This is a genomic window from Parasphingorhabdus sp. (assembly GCF_036568145.1).
In the GTDB taxonomy this organism is placed as follows: Bacteria; Pseudomonadota; Alphaproteobacteria; order Sphingomonadales; family Sphingomonadaceae; genus Parasphingorhabdus.
Genome location: NZ_DATCTC010000025.1, coordinates 1 through 19,503 on the forward strand (window position 1 = coordinate 1; position 19,503 = coordinate 19,503).

General features: G+C 52.8%; 18 protein-coding genes. 8 read left to right on the forward strand and 10 right to left on the reverse strand.

Features of this window, described 5'->3' with window-relative positions; genetic code table 11:
- A partial coding sequence (locus VIN76_RS08890; protein WP_332041489.1) for a DUF2585 family protein occupies positions 1 to 234 on the reverse strand: 234 nt, incomplete at its 3' end.
- Between the two features lie 286 nt (positions 235 to 520).
- Here VIN76_RS08890 and VIN76_RS08895 point away from each other — a divergent pair.
- Both VIN76_RS08895 and VIN76_RS08900 read left to right on the forward strand, forming a co-directional pair.
- Positions 521 to 1,861: an MFS transporter gene (locus VIN76_RS08895; protein ID WP_332041490.1), complete on the forward strand. Its 1,341-nt coding sequence runs from the start codon at positions 521 to 523 to the stop codon at positions 1,859 to 1,861.
- Between the two features lie 77 nt (positions 1,862 to 1,938).
- Positions 1,939 to 2,775 (forward strand): hypothetical protein, encoded by an 837-nt coding sequence (locus VIN76_RS08900; RefSeq protein WP_332041491.1) that lies wholly within the window; start codon positions 1,939 to 1,941, stop codon positions 2,773 to 2,775.
- A gap of 35 nt (positions 2,776 to 2,810) precedes the next feature.
- Here the strand turns inward: VIN76_RS08900 and VIN76_RS08905 are convergent, their stop codons facing one another.
- Entirely contained in the window at positions 2,811 to 3,698 is an 888-nt protein-coding gene (locus VIN76_RS08905; protein WP_332041492.1) for an IS1595 family transposase, read from the reverse strand.
- 140 nt (positions 3,699 to 3,838) lie between these two features.
- Between VIN76_RS08905 and gmk the strand changes: the two genes are divergently transcribed.
- The gene (gene gmk / locus VIN76_RS08910; protein ID WP_332041493.1) at positions 3,839 to 4,504 is read left to right on the forward strand and encodes a guanylate kinase; all 666 of its coding nucleotides are present in this window, start codon (positions 3,839 to 3,841) and stop codon (positions 4,502 to 4,504) included.
- Positions 4,505 to 4,528: 24 nt separating this feature from the next.
- Here gmk and VIN76_RS08915 read toward each other — a convergent pair whose 3' ends face one another.
- From VIN76_RS08915 to VIN76_RS08925, 3 genes are read right to left on the reverse strand one after another with little or no spacing between them, the layout of a single operon-like run.
- On the reverse strand, positions 4,529 to 5,284 hold the full coding sequence (locus VIN76_RS08915) for a response regulator transcription factor (RefSeq protein WP_332041494.1): 756 nt from the start codon (positions 5,282 to 5,284) through the stop codon (positions 4,529 to 4,531).
- A gap of 25 nt (positions 5,285 to 5,309) precedes the next feature.
- Positions 5,310 to 6,470 carry a sensor histidine kinase gene (locus VIN76_RS08920; protein WP_332041495.1) on the reverse strand — a complete coding sequence of 387 codons (1,161 nt, stop codon included), beginning with the start codon at positions 6,468 to 6,470 and terminating at the stop codon, positions 5,310 to 5,312.
- A 4-nt stretch (positions 6,471 to 6,474) separates the two neighbouring features.
- The gene (locus VIN76_RS08925) at positions 6,475 to 7,737 is read right to left on the reverse strand and encodes a DUF2891 domain-containing protein (RefSeq protein ID WP_332041496.1); all 1,263 of its coding nucleotides are present in this window, start codon (positions 7,735 to 7,737) and stop codon (positions 6,475 to 6,477) included.
- A gap of 187 nt (positions 7,738 to 7,924) precedes the next feature.
- Here VIN76_RS08925 and VIN76_RS08930 point away from each other — a divergent pair, with 187 nt between their 5' ends.
- The 5 genes from VIN76_RS08930 to VIN76_RS08950 all read left to right on the forward strand — a co-directional run bounded on the left by VIN76_RS08930 (position 7,925) and on the right by VIN76_RS08950 (position 12,940).
- Positions 7,925 to 9,211: an MATE family efflux transporter gene (locus VIN76_RS08930; RefSeq protein WP_332041497.1), complete on the forward strand. Its 1,287-nt coding sequence runs from the start codon at positions 7,925 to 7,927 to the stop codon at positions 9,209 to 9,211.
- A gap of 212 nt (positions 9,212 to 9,423) precedes the next feature.
- Positions 9,424 to 10,545 (forward strand): cell wall hydrolase, encoded by a 1,122-nt coding sequence (locus tag VIN76_RS08935; protein ID WP_332041498.1) that lies wholly within the window; start codon positions 9,424 to 9,426, stop codon positions 10,543 to 10,545.
- Between the two features lie 129 nt (positions 10,546 to 10,674).
- Complete coding sequence (locus VIN76_RS08940) at positions 10,675 to 12,048, forward strand: class II 3-deoxy-7-phosphoheptulonate synthase (RefSeq protein WP_332041499.1); 1,374 nt, start codon at positions 10,675 to 10,677, stop codon at positions 12,046 to 12,048.
- A 66-nt stretch (positions 12,049 to 12,114) separates the two neighbouring features.
- Positions 12,115 to 12,285 (forward strand): hypothetical protein, encoded by a 171-nt coding sequence (locus VIN76_RS08945; RefSeq protein ID WP_332041500.1) that lies wholly within the window; start codon positions 12,115 to 12,117, stop codon positions 12,283 to 12,285.
- A gap of 109 nt (positions 12,286 to 12,394) precedes the next feature.
- A complete protein-coding gene (locus tag VIN76_RS08950; protein ID WP_332041501.1) occupies positions 12,395 to 12,940 on the forward strand; it encodes a hypothetical protein in 546 nt (181 codons plus the stop codon).
- 5 nt (positions 12,941 to 12,945) lie between these two features.
- Here VIN76_RS08950 and VIN76_RS08955 read toward each other — a convergent pair whose 3' ends face one another.
- The 5 genes from VIN76_RS08955 to VIN76_RS08975 form a co-directional block, all read right to left on the reverse strand.
- A complete protein-coding gene (locus VIN76_RS08955) occupies positions 12,946 to 15,261 on the reverse strand; it encodes a CHASE2 domain-containing protein (RefSeq protein WP_332041502.1) in 2,316 nt (771 codons plus the stop codon).
- Between the two features lie 72 nt (positions 15,262 to 15,333).
- Positions 15,334 to 16,590 carry a FecR family protein gene (locus VIN76_RS08960; RefSeq protein ID WP_332041503.1) on the reverse strand — a complete coding sequence of 419 codons (1,257 nt, stop codon included), beginning with the start codon at positions 16,588 to 16,590 and terminating at the stop codon, positions 15,334 to 15,336.
- 122 nt (positions 16,591 to 16,712) lie between these two features.
- Positions 16,713 to 17,408 carry a response regulator transcription factor gene (locus VIN76_RS08965; RefSeq protein WP_332041504.1) on the reverse strand — a complete coding sequence of 232 codons (696 nt, stop codon included), beginning with the start codon at positions 17,406 to 17,408 and terminating at the stop codon, positions 16,713 to 16,715.
- Positions 17,409 to 17,840: 432 nt separating this feature from the next.
- Positions 17,841 to 18,455 (reverse strand): outer membrane protein, encoded by a 615-nt coding sequence (locus VIN76_RS08970; protein ID WP_332041505.1) that lies wholly within the window; start codon positions 18,453 to 18,455, stop codon positions 17,841 to 17,843.
- A 369-nt stretch (positions 18,456 to 18,824) separates the two neighbouring features.
- Complete coding sequence (locus VIN76_RS08975; RefSeq protein ID WP_332041506.1) at positions 18,825 to 19,502, reverse strand: hypothetical protein; 678 nt, start codon at positions 19,500 to 19,502, stop codon at positions 18,825 to 18,827.
- Position 19,503 lies beyond the last annotated feature (1 nt).

The following is a 19,503-nucleotide window of genomic DNA, read 5'->3' on the forward strand; positions in this document are numbered from 1 at the left end:
ACGCCCTTTTCTGAACAAGATATGGCCCAGACCGTAAAACAGAAAACCGTGAATGATATGGCTGAACGTATACCAGTCCGAAAGATGCTGACTATTCCCCGCCGATTGCACCTCCCCGTGCCACAGCTCCACCGTCCCGCAATCACATATCGGCGGTCGCCCCATCAGGAATAATATAGCGAGGGTCAATAAAACCAGACCGACAGCGGCCAACGCATGGTTGCGCGATATCATTATTTTAGCCCCCAACCGAGAATCAAACGTAGGATCAATCATAAATAATCCTCGCCCCTTCGACCTTTCAATTGTCATGTGGCAAGTGATATTCTGTATCAAGTTAATTACGTTGTTTGACAGGTTCAGGGCGAAGTGAATGTCTGGCCCTCCCCGCCGACCGGTAATCATTGTGACAGTGTCCAAATGATTTAAATCACAGCACTCTCCCTTTTCACATCCGCATGGAGGAGGCGCTCTGCAATTTTTGCTCGCGTCATCCTATAGAAGACGGGGAGAGGTAGCTTTGGAAACCAGACAGGCCGTACAGGCCGAAGGCAGTGCTTTTGCACCTTTTTCTCGCCGGAAATTTTACGGCTGGAACAATGCCGCGCTTTTATTCTTCATACAGTTTGCCTCGTCCGGCTTTGTAACATACGCTTATGCAGCGGTTTTTCCGGCGATGGTTGTGGCGATGGACTGGCACCGCGGCGATGCCTCTATCGCGCATAGCCTGAACTTCCTGATGATCGGCATAGCCTATCCGGTAACCGGCTGGATGATAGGGAAATGGGGTGTGCGCTCTACCCTTACAACCGGGCTGACGCTCATGCTGACCGGGCTTTTGCTCACCGTCTTTTTCGTGACGCAGGTCTGGCACTGGATATTGATTTGGGGGTTTTTGATCGGGGCAGCCGGGGCGTTGGCCGGTCCATTATGCTGGCATACCGTGGTGATTCACTGGTTCGACGCCAAGCGGGCGACTGTGTTGGGAATAATGCTGACCGGCAGTGCGCTGGGCGGGTTTATCGCGCAGCCGGTGCTTATCGGAATTATGGACAGTTTTGGCTCCTGGCAATCCGGCTGGCTGGTTAGCGCCGCCACAGTTGGTGGGGCGTTGCTCTTGTCCAGGTTCATTATCAACCGTCCGCAGGATATTGACCAATTTCCGGACAATATCGATCCACATGATACGCACGGCAATACACGGGAATCTGCACCCATAGCGCGCACCTATCGCAGCGCATATAACTGGACAATTAGAGAAGTTTTCCGGACTCGCACGGTCTATTTCGCCATGATAATCAGCATCACCTATTTAGGGCTCGGTACGTTCCTGCTGACTCACGGCGCGCTTTACTTTTCCGATATTGGCATATCGAAATTACAGACCGCCTCAATCATCAGTATGTTCATTCTGGGCAACGGAGTGGGCCGCATACCCGCCGGCTGGCTAGGCGACAGGCTGGAGCTGCGTTGGTTGATGGCAGGCATAATGGGGGTCATGTTGATCGGATTCTTCATGCTATGGACATTACCGCATCCACTCATGTTGGGCATTTCGGCCTTCACCTTAGGGTTATGCTATGGCGGAACTTTCGCCCTGTTCCCTGCCCTCGTAAGTAATTTTTTCGGGCAGGAAAGCTTTGCCAAAATCAACTCGGTTATTGCGCCGTTGCTTTTGCCTTTTGTTGCCATGGCCCCCGCTGGCGCAGGCTATATTTTCGATATTTATGGCAGCTATGACCGGGCGTTCATTATTGGCCTGATCCTTTCGGCTATGTCCGTGGTTGCCGCGATTTGTTTGACGCCGCCCAAGCATAAGGCCCTTTCCCCTAAAACAGAGCCCCTAAAGCAGACGCCCTGAAACCTTTAGGTATATATCCCCTTGCGACATGTATCAAGAGGGGCTACCCTCATGAGATACTGTGGTAGGGAGTCGGGATGGAAAATCCAGATAAATCAATTGTCAGTCAAATATGGCGAAACACAAGTTCGCGTTTTGCGGTTTTGCTTACGGCCACTTTTACCATTGGCGCGTTTGTTTCGGGAGCGGTTGGTCAATTCTCCAATTGGAGAGATACATTGACTTGGCTGGTTTGGATTTACGAACGCCTGAACACGCCGTGGATGGGGCTCTTTGTGCTCATTCTCATTGGTGTGCTATTTTGGCGTGGAGTTGTTCAAATCACCGAAGCCGCCAAGGATGGGGACTTGGCGGACGCAAAAAGAATTGAAGATGAGCGGGCTATTAGGAGTGAAGCGATCAATGAATATCGGAGTGAGATTGGCTCGCTAAGGCAAGCGCAGGAAAAGGCGTCTGATATATTGGAAAAAACATCGCAAATTCTTATCCAGGAACAAACTTTGCGGACAATGACTGCGGGAGCGCAGAACCTACACCATCACGTCGAGAAATTGAGGCAAAGCTTAGAAGCCATTCAAAAAGATGGTATGCTAAATACAATAATTCCGGGCCAAGCTATCAGTCGGGCAAAAGATGCAGGGGCGTGGATGGTATACTGCTCCGATTTAAACCACCCAGCGCCATCCTACCTCGAAAACATAACAGTTGATGAAGCAGTAATAACCCCACCAGTCGGAGACGGCGAACCGCGTTACGAAGCCTCAAAGAACACCGCTTTTATCGGCCAGATAAAGCAGGCGCTGAACCTTTGGGAGCGAGCGTTGGGCGAAATAGAGGCGCGGTGCGATGGCGAGGCAAAGAAGCTGGAAAAAATGAAAGAGGACTTTCTAAATGACATACAGCAAGGCGGATAAACGCTTCGACGCCCTTCTAAAGGCAATGACAGGCTCTAACGCTGAAAAGCCGAAATCATCTCGTCCAGCATCAAATGCGGCGCGTGACGGCGATTGTGACGATACTCGAACTCGCCAAGATATTTCCAAAGGTGCTTCCCGCTGACATGAATATGCGTTCCGTTAATCCCGCGCTTCAAAGCCGACCAGAAACCTTCGATGGCATTGACGCCAGCGCCGGTAACGGGGTTGCTGTATTCTTTGGCTTTGTGCCGAACGGTCATGTGCTGATAGCCGTTGTGATGCAGGTCTTTGTAGCCACCAAATTCATCGGTGCTGATCTTAGCGCCGGGCAGGACGTGATTGTTGATCATAAGGTGCATAGCGGCCTTGTCGCGCCGCGTCACAACACGAGTGACCAGCTTGTCATCACGTTCCAGAAAACCGACAACGCAAGTCTTGTTGGCCTTGTAACCAGAACCTTTGCCGGAAATCGACCCGCCGATCAGGGTTTCGTCAATCTCGACAATTCCGCCACCGCCGCCAAGCATATCGTCGCCGTCCGTTTGCGCCATATACTTGCGGATTTCATGGCACATGCGCCACGCCGTTTTGTAAGTCACGCCGATCTGGCGCTCAACTTCCTTGGCAGCAACGCCGTTGCGCGTGGTGCAGAACATGAACATGACATAGAACCAGTCGCGAAGGCTAGTGCGGGTCCGATGGAAGGGCGTATCAGCGGTCGGATAGACTTGGTGGCCGCAATATTCGCAAGCGTAGCTACGGCGCGTTGTAATGCGGTAAAAATGGGCGTTCTTTCCACACTTTCCGCAATCATGACGATCACCAAATCGGGTGCGCATAAGATGTTCCAAGCAGCTATCTTCCGTAGGGAAGCGGTCTTGAAACTGGCGGAGTGTCGGGGCTTTAGGTTTGTTTTTCATACCCCATTATGTAGCACATTTACCTACATGTCGCAAGGGGATAATTACCAAACCTTTATGGATACAGCTAATATCCAGCTAACGAGAAAAGGCCCGATAACGGTCTTGACGGCACGCGCTCTTGTCGGCCAAGAGCCGCTATGGCCGACATAATTTCTTCCCATCCGCATGATGAACTGAGCCGCCGCGGGCTGCTGTTTGTGCTGTCTTCTCCATCTGGCGCTGGAAAATCCACGCTTGCTAAAATGCTGCTCAAGGCGGATGACCAGATCGCCATGTCAGTTTCCGTCACCACGCGGCAGCAACGCCCCGGAGAGATAGATGGCAAGGATTATCACTTCGTCACCGGTGCGGAGTTTGAGGAAATGGTCGCGGATCAGGCCTTGCTGGAATATGCCACCGTGTTCGGCAACCGCTATGGAACACCTGCCGCACCCGTGCAGAAAAGCCTGGAAGCGGGTCAGGACGTGCTGTTTGACATTGACTGGCAGGGAACACAGCAACTTTACCAGCGCGCAGGCGAAGATGTCGTGCGTATATTCATCCTCCCCCCCTCACTCGCCGACCTGCGCGACCGGCTGGAGAGCCGTGCCACCGACAGCAACGAGATTATCGACAGCCGCATGCAGCGCGCGGCCAGCGAAATCAGCCACTGGGACGGCTATGACTATGTTCTAATCAACGATGATCTCGACACATGTTTTGCCAAGGTGCAGAATATCCTTGCCACCGAACGCATGCGCCGTTCGCGGCAAACCGGCCTGATCGGTTTTGTAAGAGACCTGGTGGCGCAGGACTTAGGGTAAGCTCTCAGTAGTAAAGCTATCGACTCAACGGTTACTCTCGCGCAAGACGGAATCCAGATAACTTGGTCCAATGGTGAGTTGCGTGCCGTCATCCATCACAATGAAATTGCGTCGCCCCTTGCGGCGGATATCGCGCAGCAAATCCCGGCGCACTGCGGCGGAACGGTGTATGCGGATAAACATCCCCCCTGGAAGGCGCTCCAACAGAGATTGCATCGCGTCATGGACCAGATAGCTTCGCTCTGGCAGGCACAGGCGCATATAGTCCCCTTCTGCCGTAATCCAGCCGATATCCAAAATGCGAATCTGCACCGAACTTTGCCCGTCCTGCGCCCATAGCCACTGGTTATCGGTTATTTTACGGGCACCTTCACCCCGATCTCTTCTTTGCAAAACCCGTTCGAATGCCTCTCTCAGCAAATCCTCTTTCACAGGTTTGAGCAAATAGTTTGCCGCATCAACCCGGAACGCCTCAACGGCATATTGGCTATAGGCTGTGGTAAATATGATCTCCGGAGGCGCTGCTTCAGAAGCGCCTGAATTAAGGTGCAGATTCTTGCATTGCCGTGCGACCACCATGCCCGACATATCGGGCATATTGATATCGAGCAGGACTACATCGGGGTAGTTTTTGACTATGGAATCCAGCGCTTCCTGACCATCACTAGCGATGTTAATCCGTTCAACAATCTCCATCCGATCGCAGAGCGCCTCAATGCGGCGGCGGGCCAAAGGCTCATCATCAACGATCAGAATATTGAGTTTCCTGCCTCTTGTCATAGCTGGTCCAGAGATAACCGGTAGATCACAAAGAATAATCCTTGAAAATCTGCCCTTCATCAGGAATGAGGATGGTTGCAATCACGACATCCTCCAGTCCGTTGCCGGTAAGCAAGGCCGCAGACGGACCATAGAGCGTTTCCAGCCGTTCGCGAATATTGGCCAATCCTGTCCCTGTCCCCTTTGCCATGGAAATAATCGGCGAAACACGCCCGCTATTGGTTACCGTCAATTTAAGCCGGTTATGATCTTTTATCGCGCTGATTGTAATGCAAACCGGTACAGATGTTCGGGCCACCCCATGCTTGACCGCATTTTCAATCAGCGGCTGAAGGATTAAGGACGGAATTTTCCAATCGCGAACATCGTCGTCGATATGCACTTCAAATTTCAAGCGACTTGGAAAGCGGACCTGTTCAATTTCAAGATAGCGGATTTGCTGGGCCATTTCCTGTTCAACGGTGATTATATCGTCGCCGTTAAAGTACAAGACCGATCGCATATAATCGGCAATCAAGTCGATAAGGCGTTCCGCCGAGCCATTTTGTTTGTCGATGATCAGGCAACTGACAGAGTTTAGCGCGTTAAACAGAAAATGCGGACTGATCTGATAGCGTAGCGCACGCATTTCGCTTCCGCGTGTCAGGCGCTCCAGATTCCGGCTATGGACAAGTGCAATCTGGCTGTTTCGATTATTGGCCATAGCCAGATAAAGTCCGCCCCAGCCGAGTAATATGAGATAATTGGCAAAGGCCGCATCGAAAAAGAACGAAAGCGCTTCGTCGTGCGCGATATTATGTGATGCGCTGATATAGTCCAGTATCGAAGCAGGATAGGCCAATATGGAATTGGTCACATATACCGTGGTAAGGGCCAGGAAAATGGTCGGGACTGTCAGTATGAGAACAGCAAGTGTGAGGTGTTTACCACCCCAGACCAATAGCCTGTACAAAAACCATGTGACTGTAATGGAAATAACCGCCGTAATAATATAATATTCCAGCGAATGATTATGGCTTTGCGGACTCCACAGAGTAGCCCGAAGCATATTGGCGACTATATAGGCTGCCCAGACGCCAAGGATCGTCTTTAGCGCAATATCTATATTAGCCGGGAATATCCGATGCCAGAAGGGCGATATTTTCGGCGACAGATTATCAGGAGCCGGAATGAGTTGCGAAGCCATATATTTATTCCGTTACAGGCTCTGATTGCCCGGAATCGCCTGCCTCAGAGGGCCCAACTTTTCCGGCTTGAGTAGTTTCCGTTTGCCGGTTAAGACCGCGCTCGGTCCGCCAGTAAGTGGCAAAGCTGGCCAGCCAGTGGCTGCCGGCATAATGGGGTGTTCGGACCGATTTTTCCCCTGCTTCGCCCAGCAATTTTGCCGCCGACAGCAACGCTGCTATGCGTTTGTCTCCGTCAGGCAAAGCGGTCGCAATCCCCTCCAACGCCCATGCACGGGACAAGTTAACCCCGTCCAGATGGACCAGCTTGCCATCGGTAGGGTCATTGACAATACCCACGGGCAACCAATCACCGCTGCCATCTTTCGGAATTTCTGGCAGAAACGTGGTCAGCCATTCGGCAAACTCTGTTTCAGGCAAGACCCGCCGCACCAAATCCGCTTCCATCAGGCATGGCGAGAGAAAATCTTCACCCGAAGGTTCATACCCAATGGGGCAATTACGGTCATCGCGGTGGAAGCCCAAAGTCTTTTCAGTAATCAGTTGTTCCATCTGTCCGTCACCGCTAATTCGCGCCCAATCGAGAAACAAACCAAAGGCAAAGGCGGACTGGTTGTGTGTTCCCAGCCGGATCGGATAGGCAAGTTTCGGCACCCATTGCTTGATCCGGTCGAGAATGACCGATTCCAGCGGCATCAGGTTGGCGAGCCATATTCTGGCCTGCTCCGCCTTATCCCCCTCACCCGCTGCAATTTCCCTTAGCTCTGCGGTCAATTGCAAATACCATGCAAGACCGTAGGGCCGCTCAAAAGAAGCGCGGCCTTCGCCATTAAAATAGGCCACTTCACCGGCGATTTTTTCTTCCGTGAAATTGGTCGATAAAGCCGCTGCGATCTCCGCATCCATTTCGGGGACAGAATCGTTGCCCCACAATCGTGTCAGCAGCCAGTGACCATGCACCGCGCTATGCCAGTCAAAACAGCCGTAAAATGCCGGGGTCAATTGGGCCGGTGGCCGCACGTCATCGGCGCTATTCATGACATGGCTGATCTTGCCGGGATATTGCTTGTTGATGCAGTTCAGCGCGGCTCTTGCGTAGGCATGCTCAGCTTTTAACGGCGCTTGGCCCTGCTCGGCCGGGTCAGGAGCGACATTCTTGCGCTCAAAATAGCCTTGTTCTGAGATATCGCGCTGCTCATCACCGCCGCCAACCGAACAGGCCGAAACCATAACTGCCACCACCAGCAGGACATTGAAACGCATAAACATAATTTGCTCCCCGTATCTTTATTTAGCATAGAAGGGATTTTCACTGATGGCAAAACGCTATAGTTAATCCTCTTTCCAATTCCGGCCTTCCTGTCGAGGCTCAGGGTCACTTGCTTTTCAGGATCATATTATCACCAGCCAGAGCGCTATATTCCTAACCGGCAGTCCGATGCGGCATATTACGGTGATGACACTTACGGCAAGCATCGGCTTGCTGGCAATGTTCATCGTCGATTTTGTCGATCTGCTCTACATTGCGCAGCTGGGCGACAATGCTTTGACTGCAGCCATGGGCTTTGCCTCCACCATCCTGTTTTTCGGAACTGCTTTCAATATCGGCCTGATGGTTGCAGCAAGTGCCTTGGCAGCGCGTAAAATAGGCCAGGGCGATGCCGCTTATGCCAACCGCTATCTTACCAGCATATTGGCGCTCAGCATGATGTTGATTGTTCCTATGGCGATCATATTATTCATCTTTGCGCCGCAGATACTCGACCTTGCCGGAGCCAGCGGAACAGTAAAAACTGCGGCCACCGGCTATATTCGTATTGTCGCCTTTTTCATGCCGTTCAGCGTTACAGCGATGGTCTGTTCCGGATTTTTGCGCGCGCACGGCGCTGCGCGTCACGCCATGACCGTTACGCTCAGTATGGGCATCACCAATGCCATACTTGATCCGATTTTCATCTTCGGCTTTGGGCTGGGCATTAACGGAGCGGCCATTGCCACGGCCTGTGCAGCGGTCGTATCGTCGATACTGGCCGTTGTTCCGGTTATCAAGCATTATGGCGGAATAGAGAGATTCTCCGCAAAATCGCTTCGGCAGGATCTGAAACCTATAATGGCGATCCTGCTGCCTGCGATACTGACCAATGTTGCCACCCCGCTCGGCGGTTTCATTACCTATCGCTATATCGCGCAATATCCCGAAGAGGTCATTGCAGGATTTGCAGTTATGGGCCGGGTCATCCCGGTTGCATTTTGCCTGATTTTCTCGCTTTCCGGGGCGGTTGGTCCGATCATTGGACAGAATTTCGGAGCGCTGAAATTTGATCGTATCCGGCTTACCATCAAACAGGCCATCGCTTTTGCTCTTGCCTATACCTTGCTGGTCTGGCCTCTATTGGCACTGTTCAGCGATACGATCAACGACCTGTTTAATCTTGAGGGCGAGGGACGGGATGTCTTCTGGCTTTTCACTGTCTTCCTCACTCCATTATTCTTTTTCAACGGCGTTTTGTTCATCTCCAATGCCGCTTGCAACAATCTGGAGCGCCCCGCTTGGTCAACCGTCATGAACTGGCTGCGTAACACGCTGGGTATATTGCCCTTTTTGTGGATTGGTGACGCGCTATACGGACTACAGGGCATTGTCCTTGGACCGGCTATTGGCGGCATAGTGTTTGGTATAATTGGCTTTATCATTACCCGGCATCTGATCAATATGCAGGAAGCGAATCACCTTCAGCACTAATTTTTCCGCATTTACCGGGCCAGATTTTTTACGGTTATCCTGATCCCGTTGCCCGCATATCTGCAGAATTGCTGCGTTTACCATTTAAGCTATGCGCGCATAGCGTCCCATCTTGAAACAACCCGATTTTGATTAAAGATAATTGCCTGAAACCACTGTATTTCTACCGCTTATCGCCCAGTGGGCATTTCAGGGATTCTCGGAAAATTACAGTGCGCGTTCCCCCTCCTTATGTGCCCCAACTCAGCACCAGCGGTTCGCCTGTCGCAGGACCAGCAGGATATAGACTTGCGCCCTCTGTCGAGTCAGCACCGCCCCCTGCTCCAAAGGCTGGTTCCACGGCACCTTTGCCATCTTGGCTAAGACTCAATCTGCGCGAACGGATATTGTTCGGCCTAGTGATCCTGAGCCTTGGCATCGCCGCAGCAATCATGCCGCAAACGGAGCTTGATGCGCGTCAAAACCATGATATTTCTATAATAGCACCGCTTGCCAAATCAGATGTTAAGGAATTCAGCAACCTACCGACAAGCAGCCTGAGAGACTCTGCCAGCCTGATCGAGCCTGCCGTGTTCAAAGCATCTCTGACCGACAATGCCCGTGCCCTGCATTGCCTGACCTCGGCGATATATTATGAGGCAGGGCTGGAACCGGATGCCGGGCAAAGGGCGGTGGCACAGGTCGTGCTAAACCGGGTGCGCCATCCAAGCTACCCCAGCACCATATGCGGCGTAGTTTTTCAAGGCAGCGAACGTGTGACCGGATGCCAGTTTTCCTATACTTGCGACGGCTCGCTTAACCGCACCCCATCGAAAAGCCACTGGGCGCGAGCGCAAAAGGTTGCTGCACTCGCACTGGCTGGCAAGGTCGAACCTACAGTTGTGACCGCAACCCATTATCATACCACCAAAGTCCATCCCTATTGGGCTAGCAGCTTGCATTCCATGGGAACCATTGGCGCGCACCGCTTTTACAGCTGGAAAGGAAATGCCGGAAAACCCGGCGCATTCCAGCAAATCTATCGTGGCGGTGAACCTCTGCCCATACCGAATCTGAGCAAATCCAGTCTCGCACTAGCTCCGCCGCTCGATCCTATTGACTTGGAAAAAGCCTATGAGGCTGGACTACGCAAGGCCGTGGAGGAAAATCGGCAATCGGAAAGGGCGCAGGCCATTAAAGCAAACGCCATTGAAGCAGATAGCGCCCGGCGGCATGGTTTGCCGGTTCCCCCAAGCAGCGAAAAAGCCTTGGCTGACCAGAGCTTACCAGATGATAGCCAGATAAAGCCGGAATATCGCAACTCCGGAACATGGATAGTCAAACCCGCAGCCTAAAAGGTGCAGCCCGTGAACATGATGGTTTCGGGTGCAACCAAGCCGTGCTTTTGCTTGCCTTTATCCTTGAAACGGGCCTAAGAGCACCCGATTTAGAACGAAAGATATTAAAGAAATTGGAGTGCGCTCATGGCGACGAACTGGACGCCGAACGGTTGGAGAAATTTTGAAGGGCTGCAAATGCCTGATTATCCCGATGCAACGAAGCTCGCGGATACGGAAAAGCTGCTGGGGACATACCCGCCACTGGTTTTCGCCGGTGAAGCGCGCAGCCTGAAAGAAGACCTTGCCGAAGTCGCACAAGGCCGCGCATTTTTGCTGCAAGGCGGCGATTGTGCAGAAAGTTTCGCCGAATTTCATCCCAATAATATTCGGGACACATTCCGGGTTCTCCTGCAAATGGCCGTCGTACTCACCTTTGCATCGAAAATGCCGGTGGTAAAGCTGGGCCGCATGGCCGGACAGTTTGCCAAGCCACGCTCTGCGCCAACAGAGGCGCAAGATGGCATTGAATTGCCCAGCTATCGCGGAGATATTATCAACGGCATCGAATTTGACGAAGCTCGACGCCAGCCCGATCCTGAGCGTATGATTCGCGCCTATAATCAAGCGGCTGCCACGCTCAACCTGCTGCGTGCTTTTTCGACCGGCGGTTATGCCAACCTGAAAGAAGTGCATGGCTGGACCCATGATTTTATGACACGTAGCCCGTGGGCCAAAAAATTCGAAGAAATGGCTGACCGGATCAGCGAAGCACTTGCCTTCATGGAAGCGTGCGGCATCAATCCCGATACCGCGCAGCAATTGAAGGCTACGTCTTTCTACACCAGCCATGAAGCGTTATTGCTCCCATACGAGGAAGCATTGACGCGGCAGGACAGCCTGACCGGCCAATGGTATGATACCAGCGCCCATTTCCTGTGGATTGGCGACCGGACGCGGTTTGAAGGTTCGGCCCATGTCGAATTCTTACGCGGTATTGGCAACCCGATCGGCATGAAATGCGGGCCTTCGCTGAAAGCTGACGACTTGCTGAAAATGCTCGACATATTGAATCCGGAACGTGAAGCAGGGCGGATCACTTTGATCTCCCGCTTTGGTCATGACAAAGTGGAAAGCGGTCTTGCCCCGTTGGTCCGTGCGGTTAAACAGGAAGGCCACCCCGTCATCTGGTCATGCGACCCGATGCACGGCAATGTCATCAAGGCGGACAGCGGTTTTAAAACCCGCCCGTTTGAGCGGATATTGGCTGAAGTACGCGGCTTCTTTGCTGTCCACCGCGCAGAAGGTACTTTTGCCGGCGGTATCCATTGCGAAATGACCGGTCAAAATGTCACCGAATGTACTGGCGGTGCAATCGCAATCACGGATGAATCTTTGGGGGATCGTTACCATACCCATTGCGATCCAAGGCTGAACGCTGCGCAATCGCTGGAACTCGCATTCCTTTTGGCGGAAATGCTCAATCAAGAGCTTTCAGAACGCACCCGCGAAGCTGCCTGATTAATGCCGGGCGGGATTAAACCGGAACGGATGAGGCCAGAAGACTATTCGGCAGGGGCCTCCCCGATGAGTCGGGGCGTTACTTATGTGCGTAAGGAAATTGTCAGCAAAGGCGTCGGCTTTGGTAGCGCTCTTGCTATAGCGATCAGCTTTACGACGCATAAGTCGATAATCTGGGCTATTATCCATGGCTTTTTTTCATGGCTCTATGTCATCTATTATGCGCTGACCCGCTGAATAGGGCGTGACTCGTTTTGATATTCTAGGGTTTCGGCTTATTATCGTGACATTTTCTATCTACGTGCTTGTGGACTTTATGGAGGCACTAACGAGCCGGAGGGATTCTATGCGCCGTCTTGCCATCTTGATGATACCGGTGATGACCGCTGTCTCGGGCTGCGGCGGTCCGGTGGAGACGCGTATTCATACCCAGGCCGGACCGGTGTTGCCCGCGCTTCAGCAATATAGTTTCCCCGAAATACCGGAACAAAACAGCCAGGTCTATCAAGCCGCGCGCCAGATGGTCGGCAGCGTGTTGGAGGACAGAGGCTTTGCGCAAAATAAAGATGCGCCTTTATTGGTCCATATAGCCTTGGCAAACCGCCCCGCATCAATGGCTATAACGACAGGTGAAGAGAGCAGCCTCAACGTGATTGCCGATAAAAAAGAACGCAAGCCGCTGCAATCCTGTGAAGATGTGGAGCATCGCCTGACCATCAATATGTTTACCGTGCCGGCTGGAGAAGCGCTCTATTCGGGGACAGCAGCGGAATATCATTGCAAAGGCACGGTAGAGCAGTCTCTGCCTTATCTGGTCGATGCGGCCTTATCGGATCTGGGAAATCCGGACACAATCACCGATAGGACGATCACCCGAAAAGGGATTGAATAGACCTGCTATTCCCCGGAATTTTCCGATCCATGCTCCAGGTCCGGAGCCAGCGCCAATAATACCGTGAACCGGGCGCCGCCTGCCCTGTTCTTATTGGCTCGAATATTTTCAGCCCGTATTGTGCCGCCATGACGATCTATCACCGCCGCGACAAAGCTCAGGCCCAGTCCCGTGCCTTTTACGGTGCCTTTTGATCCCGCATCCAGGCTGGAAAAGCGCTCGAACAAATGGTCCAGCATATCATCGGCAATCCCGCCGCCTTGATCCGTAATCTCTACAGCGACAAACGGTTTCTGATCGATGCTGATATTGCGTAACATGATGTCTATCACGCCCTCATCGGGACTATATTTGATCGCGTTGTCGATCAGGTTGGTGAAGGACCGATAGAGGCTGGATGGCTCGCCAAGTACAAAAGCATCCTCCGACTGGTCATCCACCCTGATTTTAACGCCGCGCAGTCTGGCAAGCGGCCATAAACTTTCGCTTGCCTCAATCACAAGGTCGGAAAGCAATATTTCCTCGCCTTCAAAATCCTTTGATTTTATGCGTGCCATGCCCACAAAGTTATCGGCCAGCGCCAGGGTCCGGCGCGCATGGCTTTCAATGCGTTCACTCGCTTCTGTCTTTTCCTGCCCCGACAATACAGCCAGGATCGCAGCTTGCGGCGATCGCATGTCATGGGACAAAAGTTGCAACACTTCTTCGCGTTCCTGGGCTGCATTGGCGACCTCGGTTATGTCGGCAAGATAGTGGATATGCCCGCGAAGCTCCCCTTCATCGGACATGATACGGGCGCGGCGCATGGCGAAGACTTCACCGCTGCGGGACGTGAAATCCACATAATCATGTTCGCGCATATGCTGGTCCAGAGCCAGATAGTCTTTAACGTCGCCCAGATCCTGCGGCGCAACAAACCGGTCCAGCATGTCATCAAGGGCGAGATCCTGCGTCCCGTCGTCGATACCCGATTGCGCCAGTTTGTTGACAAATTTCACTTTTCCATCAAGATCTGTAATGAACATCGGATCGGGCAAATTGGTGAGCGCATCCGCGATAAACCGCCGCAAATCGCGCACATATTTAATCGCGTGACCCAGTTTTTCGACCTGCTCAGTAACCAGATCTACCGGCCCAAGCTCGGGCTGCAAAACCGGAATATTGACGGTATCGGAACGATAGTTTCTCAGTTCCTCGTCCATGAAATCGCTGGTCGCCTGCAACCGTCGCCAACCCCAGACCGGATAGACCAGCCCCAAACCGACCAAAGCTGCACCGGGCGGGAACCATATCCGCAATGACAGCAACAGCGCGCTTGCCGCGATTATCAGAACCACCAGCCCAAGCGAGATGAAAATTGTCGTTCGTGGTCGCCAGCGCCAGAAACCGATCAGCAAAATCCAGGCCGGGATCAGCGACAATATGATTTGGGTAACGGGTGAAACTGGCGTTATGAAATTATCCGCCATCATGTCGTTCAGCATATTGGCCATGATTTCTACACCGGACATGGGCCCGCTGTCGGCAAATGGCACGGGATACTGATCTCCCAACCCATGTGCGGCCGCGCCAACCAATATGATCCTGTCTTCCAGAAAAGCGGCAGGAATCTGGCCTTCAACAACGGCAGAATAAGGTACTTGGGCAAACGCACCGCGGTTCGCATAAGGCATAAGCAGCGGCTGGTCACAATTATCCAATCGCGTATAAGCCGGGGAAGCCCGGCCTTTCACGGCGCGATAGATCTGCTCCATCAGATGCGGCCAGGGCGTTGTTGCGTTTCTCCCATCCTCATTGCTTTCACCAAAACAGAGCAGAGTCTGTCGCACCACTCCGTCACGGTCAAACAACAGGTTCACATGACCGACACCGCTGGCCGCTCGCCTGAAAGGGTCAAGTGGCTGCTTGATGTCATATTCTGCCCCGTCGCTGCCCGGAAAGACAAAGTGGAGCGGCAGGAACAGGTTTTCGTTTTTGGACGCTGCCTCGGCCAAAGCGGTATCCGATTGTGCATCGCCAGATTCGCTCAGTAATATGTCAAACGCGATAGCCTTTGGTCCGGCTTGAGCCAGGATATTCAACAAATAGGCATGACGTTCACGCGGCCAGGGCCATTTTCCAAAGGCCGCAAGACTATCCTCATCCACCGCGACAATCAGGATTTCCTCCGAAGCTTCGGGCCGACCATATTCGGACAACCCGTCATAAAGAAGGTTATCAAAACCGGAGAGAGTGTTCCAATAGACCAGCGCCGCCACAGTCAACGAGGCCGCCAGCGCCACGCCAGCCCATTCAATCCCCAGGCGGCGGCGTAATTTCATCGACAATCAATTCCCCTAGAACAAAAGACAGCCCAATCCGCCGCCCCTCACGATTCAGCGTTTAGGTGGTCCTTAACCAGCGACCGTCAGCTTTTCAAAATCGGTCCACTTTTGAAAAACCTCTCCATCATCGGAATTTTCCGGATATTGCGTCACGCCAACGCGCCAGTAATATTCACCGTCAGGAAGGTCGGATAAAGTGATGACATTATCTGTCAGTCCCGCTTCATCAACCATCGGAACAGCATTTATATCATCAAGCAAAAGCTGGAATCGATAAACACGCTTTCCTTTGCCAGCGCCATGCCATTTGAACCGATAGCCAAAATCACCGCTTTCGGCACTGCCGCTCAAAGTGCTTAACAAGCGTTTAAACGCATAAGTCGCCGGCATGCCTTCAAAGCCATTCTGGTCAATGGCGGTAATCTTGGCGAAAAAGCGGCCATCTTCAATAGCGGGAAACTCTATGGTTGCACTGTCGCTTAGCTGTTCACCCACAACGTCCACGAAACCGGCATCCAGCGATATAAGCAAACGGTGCGCGGTAGCTTCGCCGCGCGGTGTGATGGTAAATTCCAGTGTCTCTTCCGATTGAACCTTGGCCGGGTCCACCAGCTCCGGCGGCGACAGCAGGTCTGCCTTTGCCAGATCGCCAGTGACCGTAGCCGCAGCGCCGGTACCAGCCGGAACCGAAACGGCCTCGCTGCCTGTAAAGCTATCATCCGCCGTAACATCAATCACGCCCTCAACCGTTTCGGAATAAACGGTCCCCGTTGCTTCATTCACCCGCGTCCGGTAATCCGTGCCGCGAACGGCCGAAACGGCGGAAGGCGTCCGGACCCGATAGCGATCATATTTTTTATCGAGCGGCACGACCTTTGATCTTATCCGTCCTCGATCAACCGCCAATTCATAATCCACACTATCGGTCAAAAGAATATGCCGCAGCCGGGTAATCCGCATTTTGCTGTTGGACGGCATGGAAACCCGCGATCCATCTTCAAGCTGAAGCGTCAGGAAGCTGCTTGCCGCTGTTGCAAGGTCGCTGCCCTCGGCAATCGCCGTACCCTTTACCGGTGTGATCGACCGGCCTGACCTGCTGATGGAAATGTCCCCGCGAAATGCGCTCAGGCTGGCTTCGCTCGGCCGGTATTTTAACAGGCGAAACGGGATCGACACTGTGCGTCCGACCGGAATGAAACGCGGATTATTTATGCGATTGATCCGCTGGACCGTGACATAATCGGAACGCTTACGGAGATATTTTTCAGCAAGATCGATAAGGGTGTCGCCGCGCTTGAATATGTAATCCACGCGTGCATCATTCACATCCGTTTGCGCATGAGCGCTACCGGGCGCAAGAACTGGCAGGACAAACGGGGCGATCAGAAGAGAGCATGAAATCCGCAAAAAATTGAAAGATTTACACGCACTTTTTCCAAATCTCATCTTCATGCCCCGTTAGTGAGTGTCTCCAATCTATAGCCATAACCGAAGACCGTGAAAATCCGAAACCCGTTCTCTGGCGTTAATGACAGTTTCGAACGCACCCGCGAGACATGCATATCGAGTGTGCGGGTGGTCAGGTGGGCGTTGGTCCGCCACACGGTTTCCATGATATAGCGGCGCGACAGAGTCCTGTCGCGGTTTCGGAACATCAGATCGATCAATTCAAACTCTTTTGCGGTCAGCGCAATTTCGTTTTGTTTATGGCGGACCTTTTGTTCGATCCGGTCGAGGACATAATCACCATGTTGCACCGTCGTTTCCATGGTGGAAATGCCGGTTCCGCGCCGTAATATGGCGTTGATACGCGCTGCAATCACGTTCGGGTCTTCCGGCTTGGTGACATAATCATCCGCCCCGGCGTTTAGCGCGTCGCTAATATCTTTCTTCGCGGTGCGGCCTGTCATCATCATCACCGGCGGCCTTTCATCGACGGATTCATTCATCCATTCCAGAATCTGCAAGCCGGTTTTGCCTGGCATGTTCCAGTCCAGTATCACCAGATCAAAAGTATCGCGCAGCAGCGCATTGGCCAAAGAGTCACCATCGGCAAAGGGCACAAAGACGTGACCTTGCCCTTCGGCAATGTTGCCCAGATAATCGACGACATCTTTATCATCGTCGGCAATAGCTATTCGCATTCATGTTCCCCGTAGGCGCGACCAAGAGAGCGTTGTCACGCCATGTAATGTTAACCAAAGGCCATGTATCTATATGTTTACGGGTTTGACTAGCGACACAGTGGCGAATTTACACAGCTTTACATGATTTCATCGCATTATACATAATCGGCCACCGGTTTTCTATCAGCGGGGCCGCAACGTCCTCACTTCTGCCGGGTTTTCCTGTCACTTAAAGTCGTTAATCCTCCTGACTATAGGAGTGATTCGTTTCTATCGAATCGACTTTCTTGCTTCCAAGAAGCGCTCTGCTCGGCACTCCGATAGCGCGGGTCCTATGACTTTAGGTTTATCCTATACGCTAATCAAAAGTGGACATTAAAAAGCCGGAGACAGCAACTGCCCCCGGCTAATATATATTGCAGAATTAACCCTGCGTTGGTTCAAAACTTCCTAGAAACGCAAACCTGCCATTACAACGCCCTGATGACGCGAAGTATTGATACCGGGAAGCAGTCCATCCGTGGAATATGAACCATAATCAGAATAGCGATATTCCAAACGCACGAAGAGCTTGTCTGCTGTAGCTTCTAGCCCGCCGCCGATACGATAGCCGTCCAATTCGTCAGAAAATGAAGATACCGAACCGGCATTATCATCATAACGCAATTTTGCTTTGGCGTTTGTATATCCGCCTTTGGCATAAATCATTGCGTTGGGGGCGAACTCATATCCTAAGCGAACCCCTGCATAAAGGTCGCGTCCGGCACTCAAGCGGGCCTGGTCACCAGCGACCAGAACGCTTGGCATGGTTTCTTTGACAGCGGATTCTGTATATTCAGCTTCTGCGCCGACGATAAAGCCGCCCAGATTCATATCATAACCGATAACGCCGCCATAGATAGTGCCACTATCGTCGGCTTTTATTCCGTCAGCTTCCAGTTCAACATTATCGAAACCAAGAACGCCGCCGACATATGGGCCGTTGAATGAGCTTGCGTCCTGAGCAAGTGCAGGGGTTGATACGCAAGCCGCAGTTGCTGCTAATACTAAAACGCATTTTTTCATGAGATATCCTCGATGTATGGATTGGGGGAAGTAGCCTTACTTGGCTAACGAGCGCCTAGGCCCTGTTAACCATGTTGTCACGGACAGTGGCGCTTCATTCATCGCATTGTCCCAACCTGTTGTATATTTACAGCAAGCTAGATGTGGCAGGTCTTTGGGATATTAGTGAATAAGTCATCTCTGATTCCGGCTATTGAGGAAATCTTTGATGGAATAGGCCGACCAGGATCCTGCCTGCCTTGGCCTTTACGGGTGATCTTGCAAACACGTCCCTCGGCATCAACTGAAATAAGCGCGCCCGCTATCGCCCCTCGTGCGCCCAACCCCGGTCCATGACCCGCAGGCAACTGTTGGTGCCTGCAGCCGAGGTCAGCGCGATCCCCTGCCATACCAGTCGGGAACATCGACACCCATTTCACGCGCGCGCTCTCTGGCCATCGTCTGCATTTCCAGGCGGATGCGTTCGCGTTCCTGCTCATTGGCCGCATTGCGCATCCGCTGATGGAACTGGAGCCGTTCCTGCTCGGTGAGCACTTGCGAGAGATAATAACCGTCGCGCCGGCCGTCGCCCATCCGCTCAGGACCGAATGGCGAATCAACGCCGAAGTTACCGGCGCGGTCGCGAATCATCTCCTGGTGCTCGGTGCGGATACGTGCACGTTCCTGTTCATTGGCCGCACTGCGTATCCTCTGGTGGAACTGGATGCGTTCCTGCTCGGTGAGCATCTGCCAGCCCGAAAGCTGGCCTTCGACATTGCGGCTGATTTGCAGACGATCACGGTCCTGCAACTGGTCGCGGTCGCGCAACTGATCCTGATCGCGGATCCGGTCACGGTCCTGAGTCGCGTCACGGTCGCGCAACTGATCCTGGTCACGAACCTGGTCAACGTCGCCGCTGCGGGTCTGGCTGGGCATGCTCGGTGGCATCTGCTGAATGCCGCCACCGCTGGGGCCGGCGCCGCCTCCATGTTGGGCAAGTGCCGGGTAACCTGCCAGTGCCAGTGCGGCCGCCGAGACGAGCAAACTTGTCATGATCTTGCGTGTCATT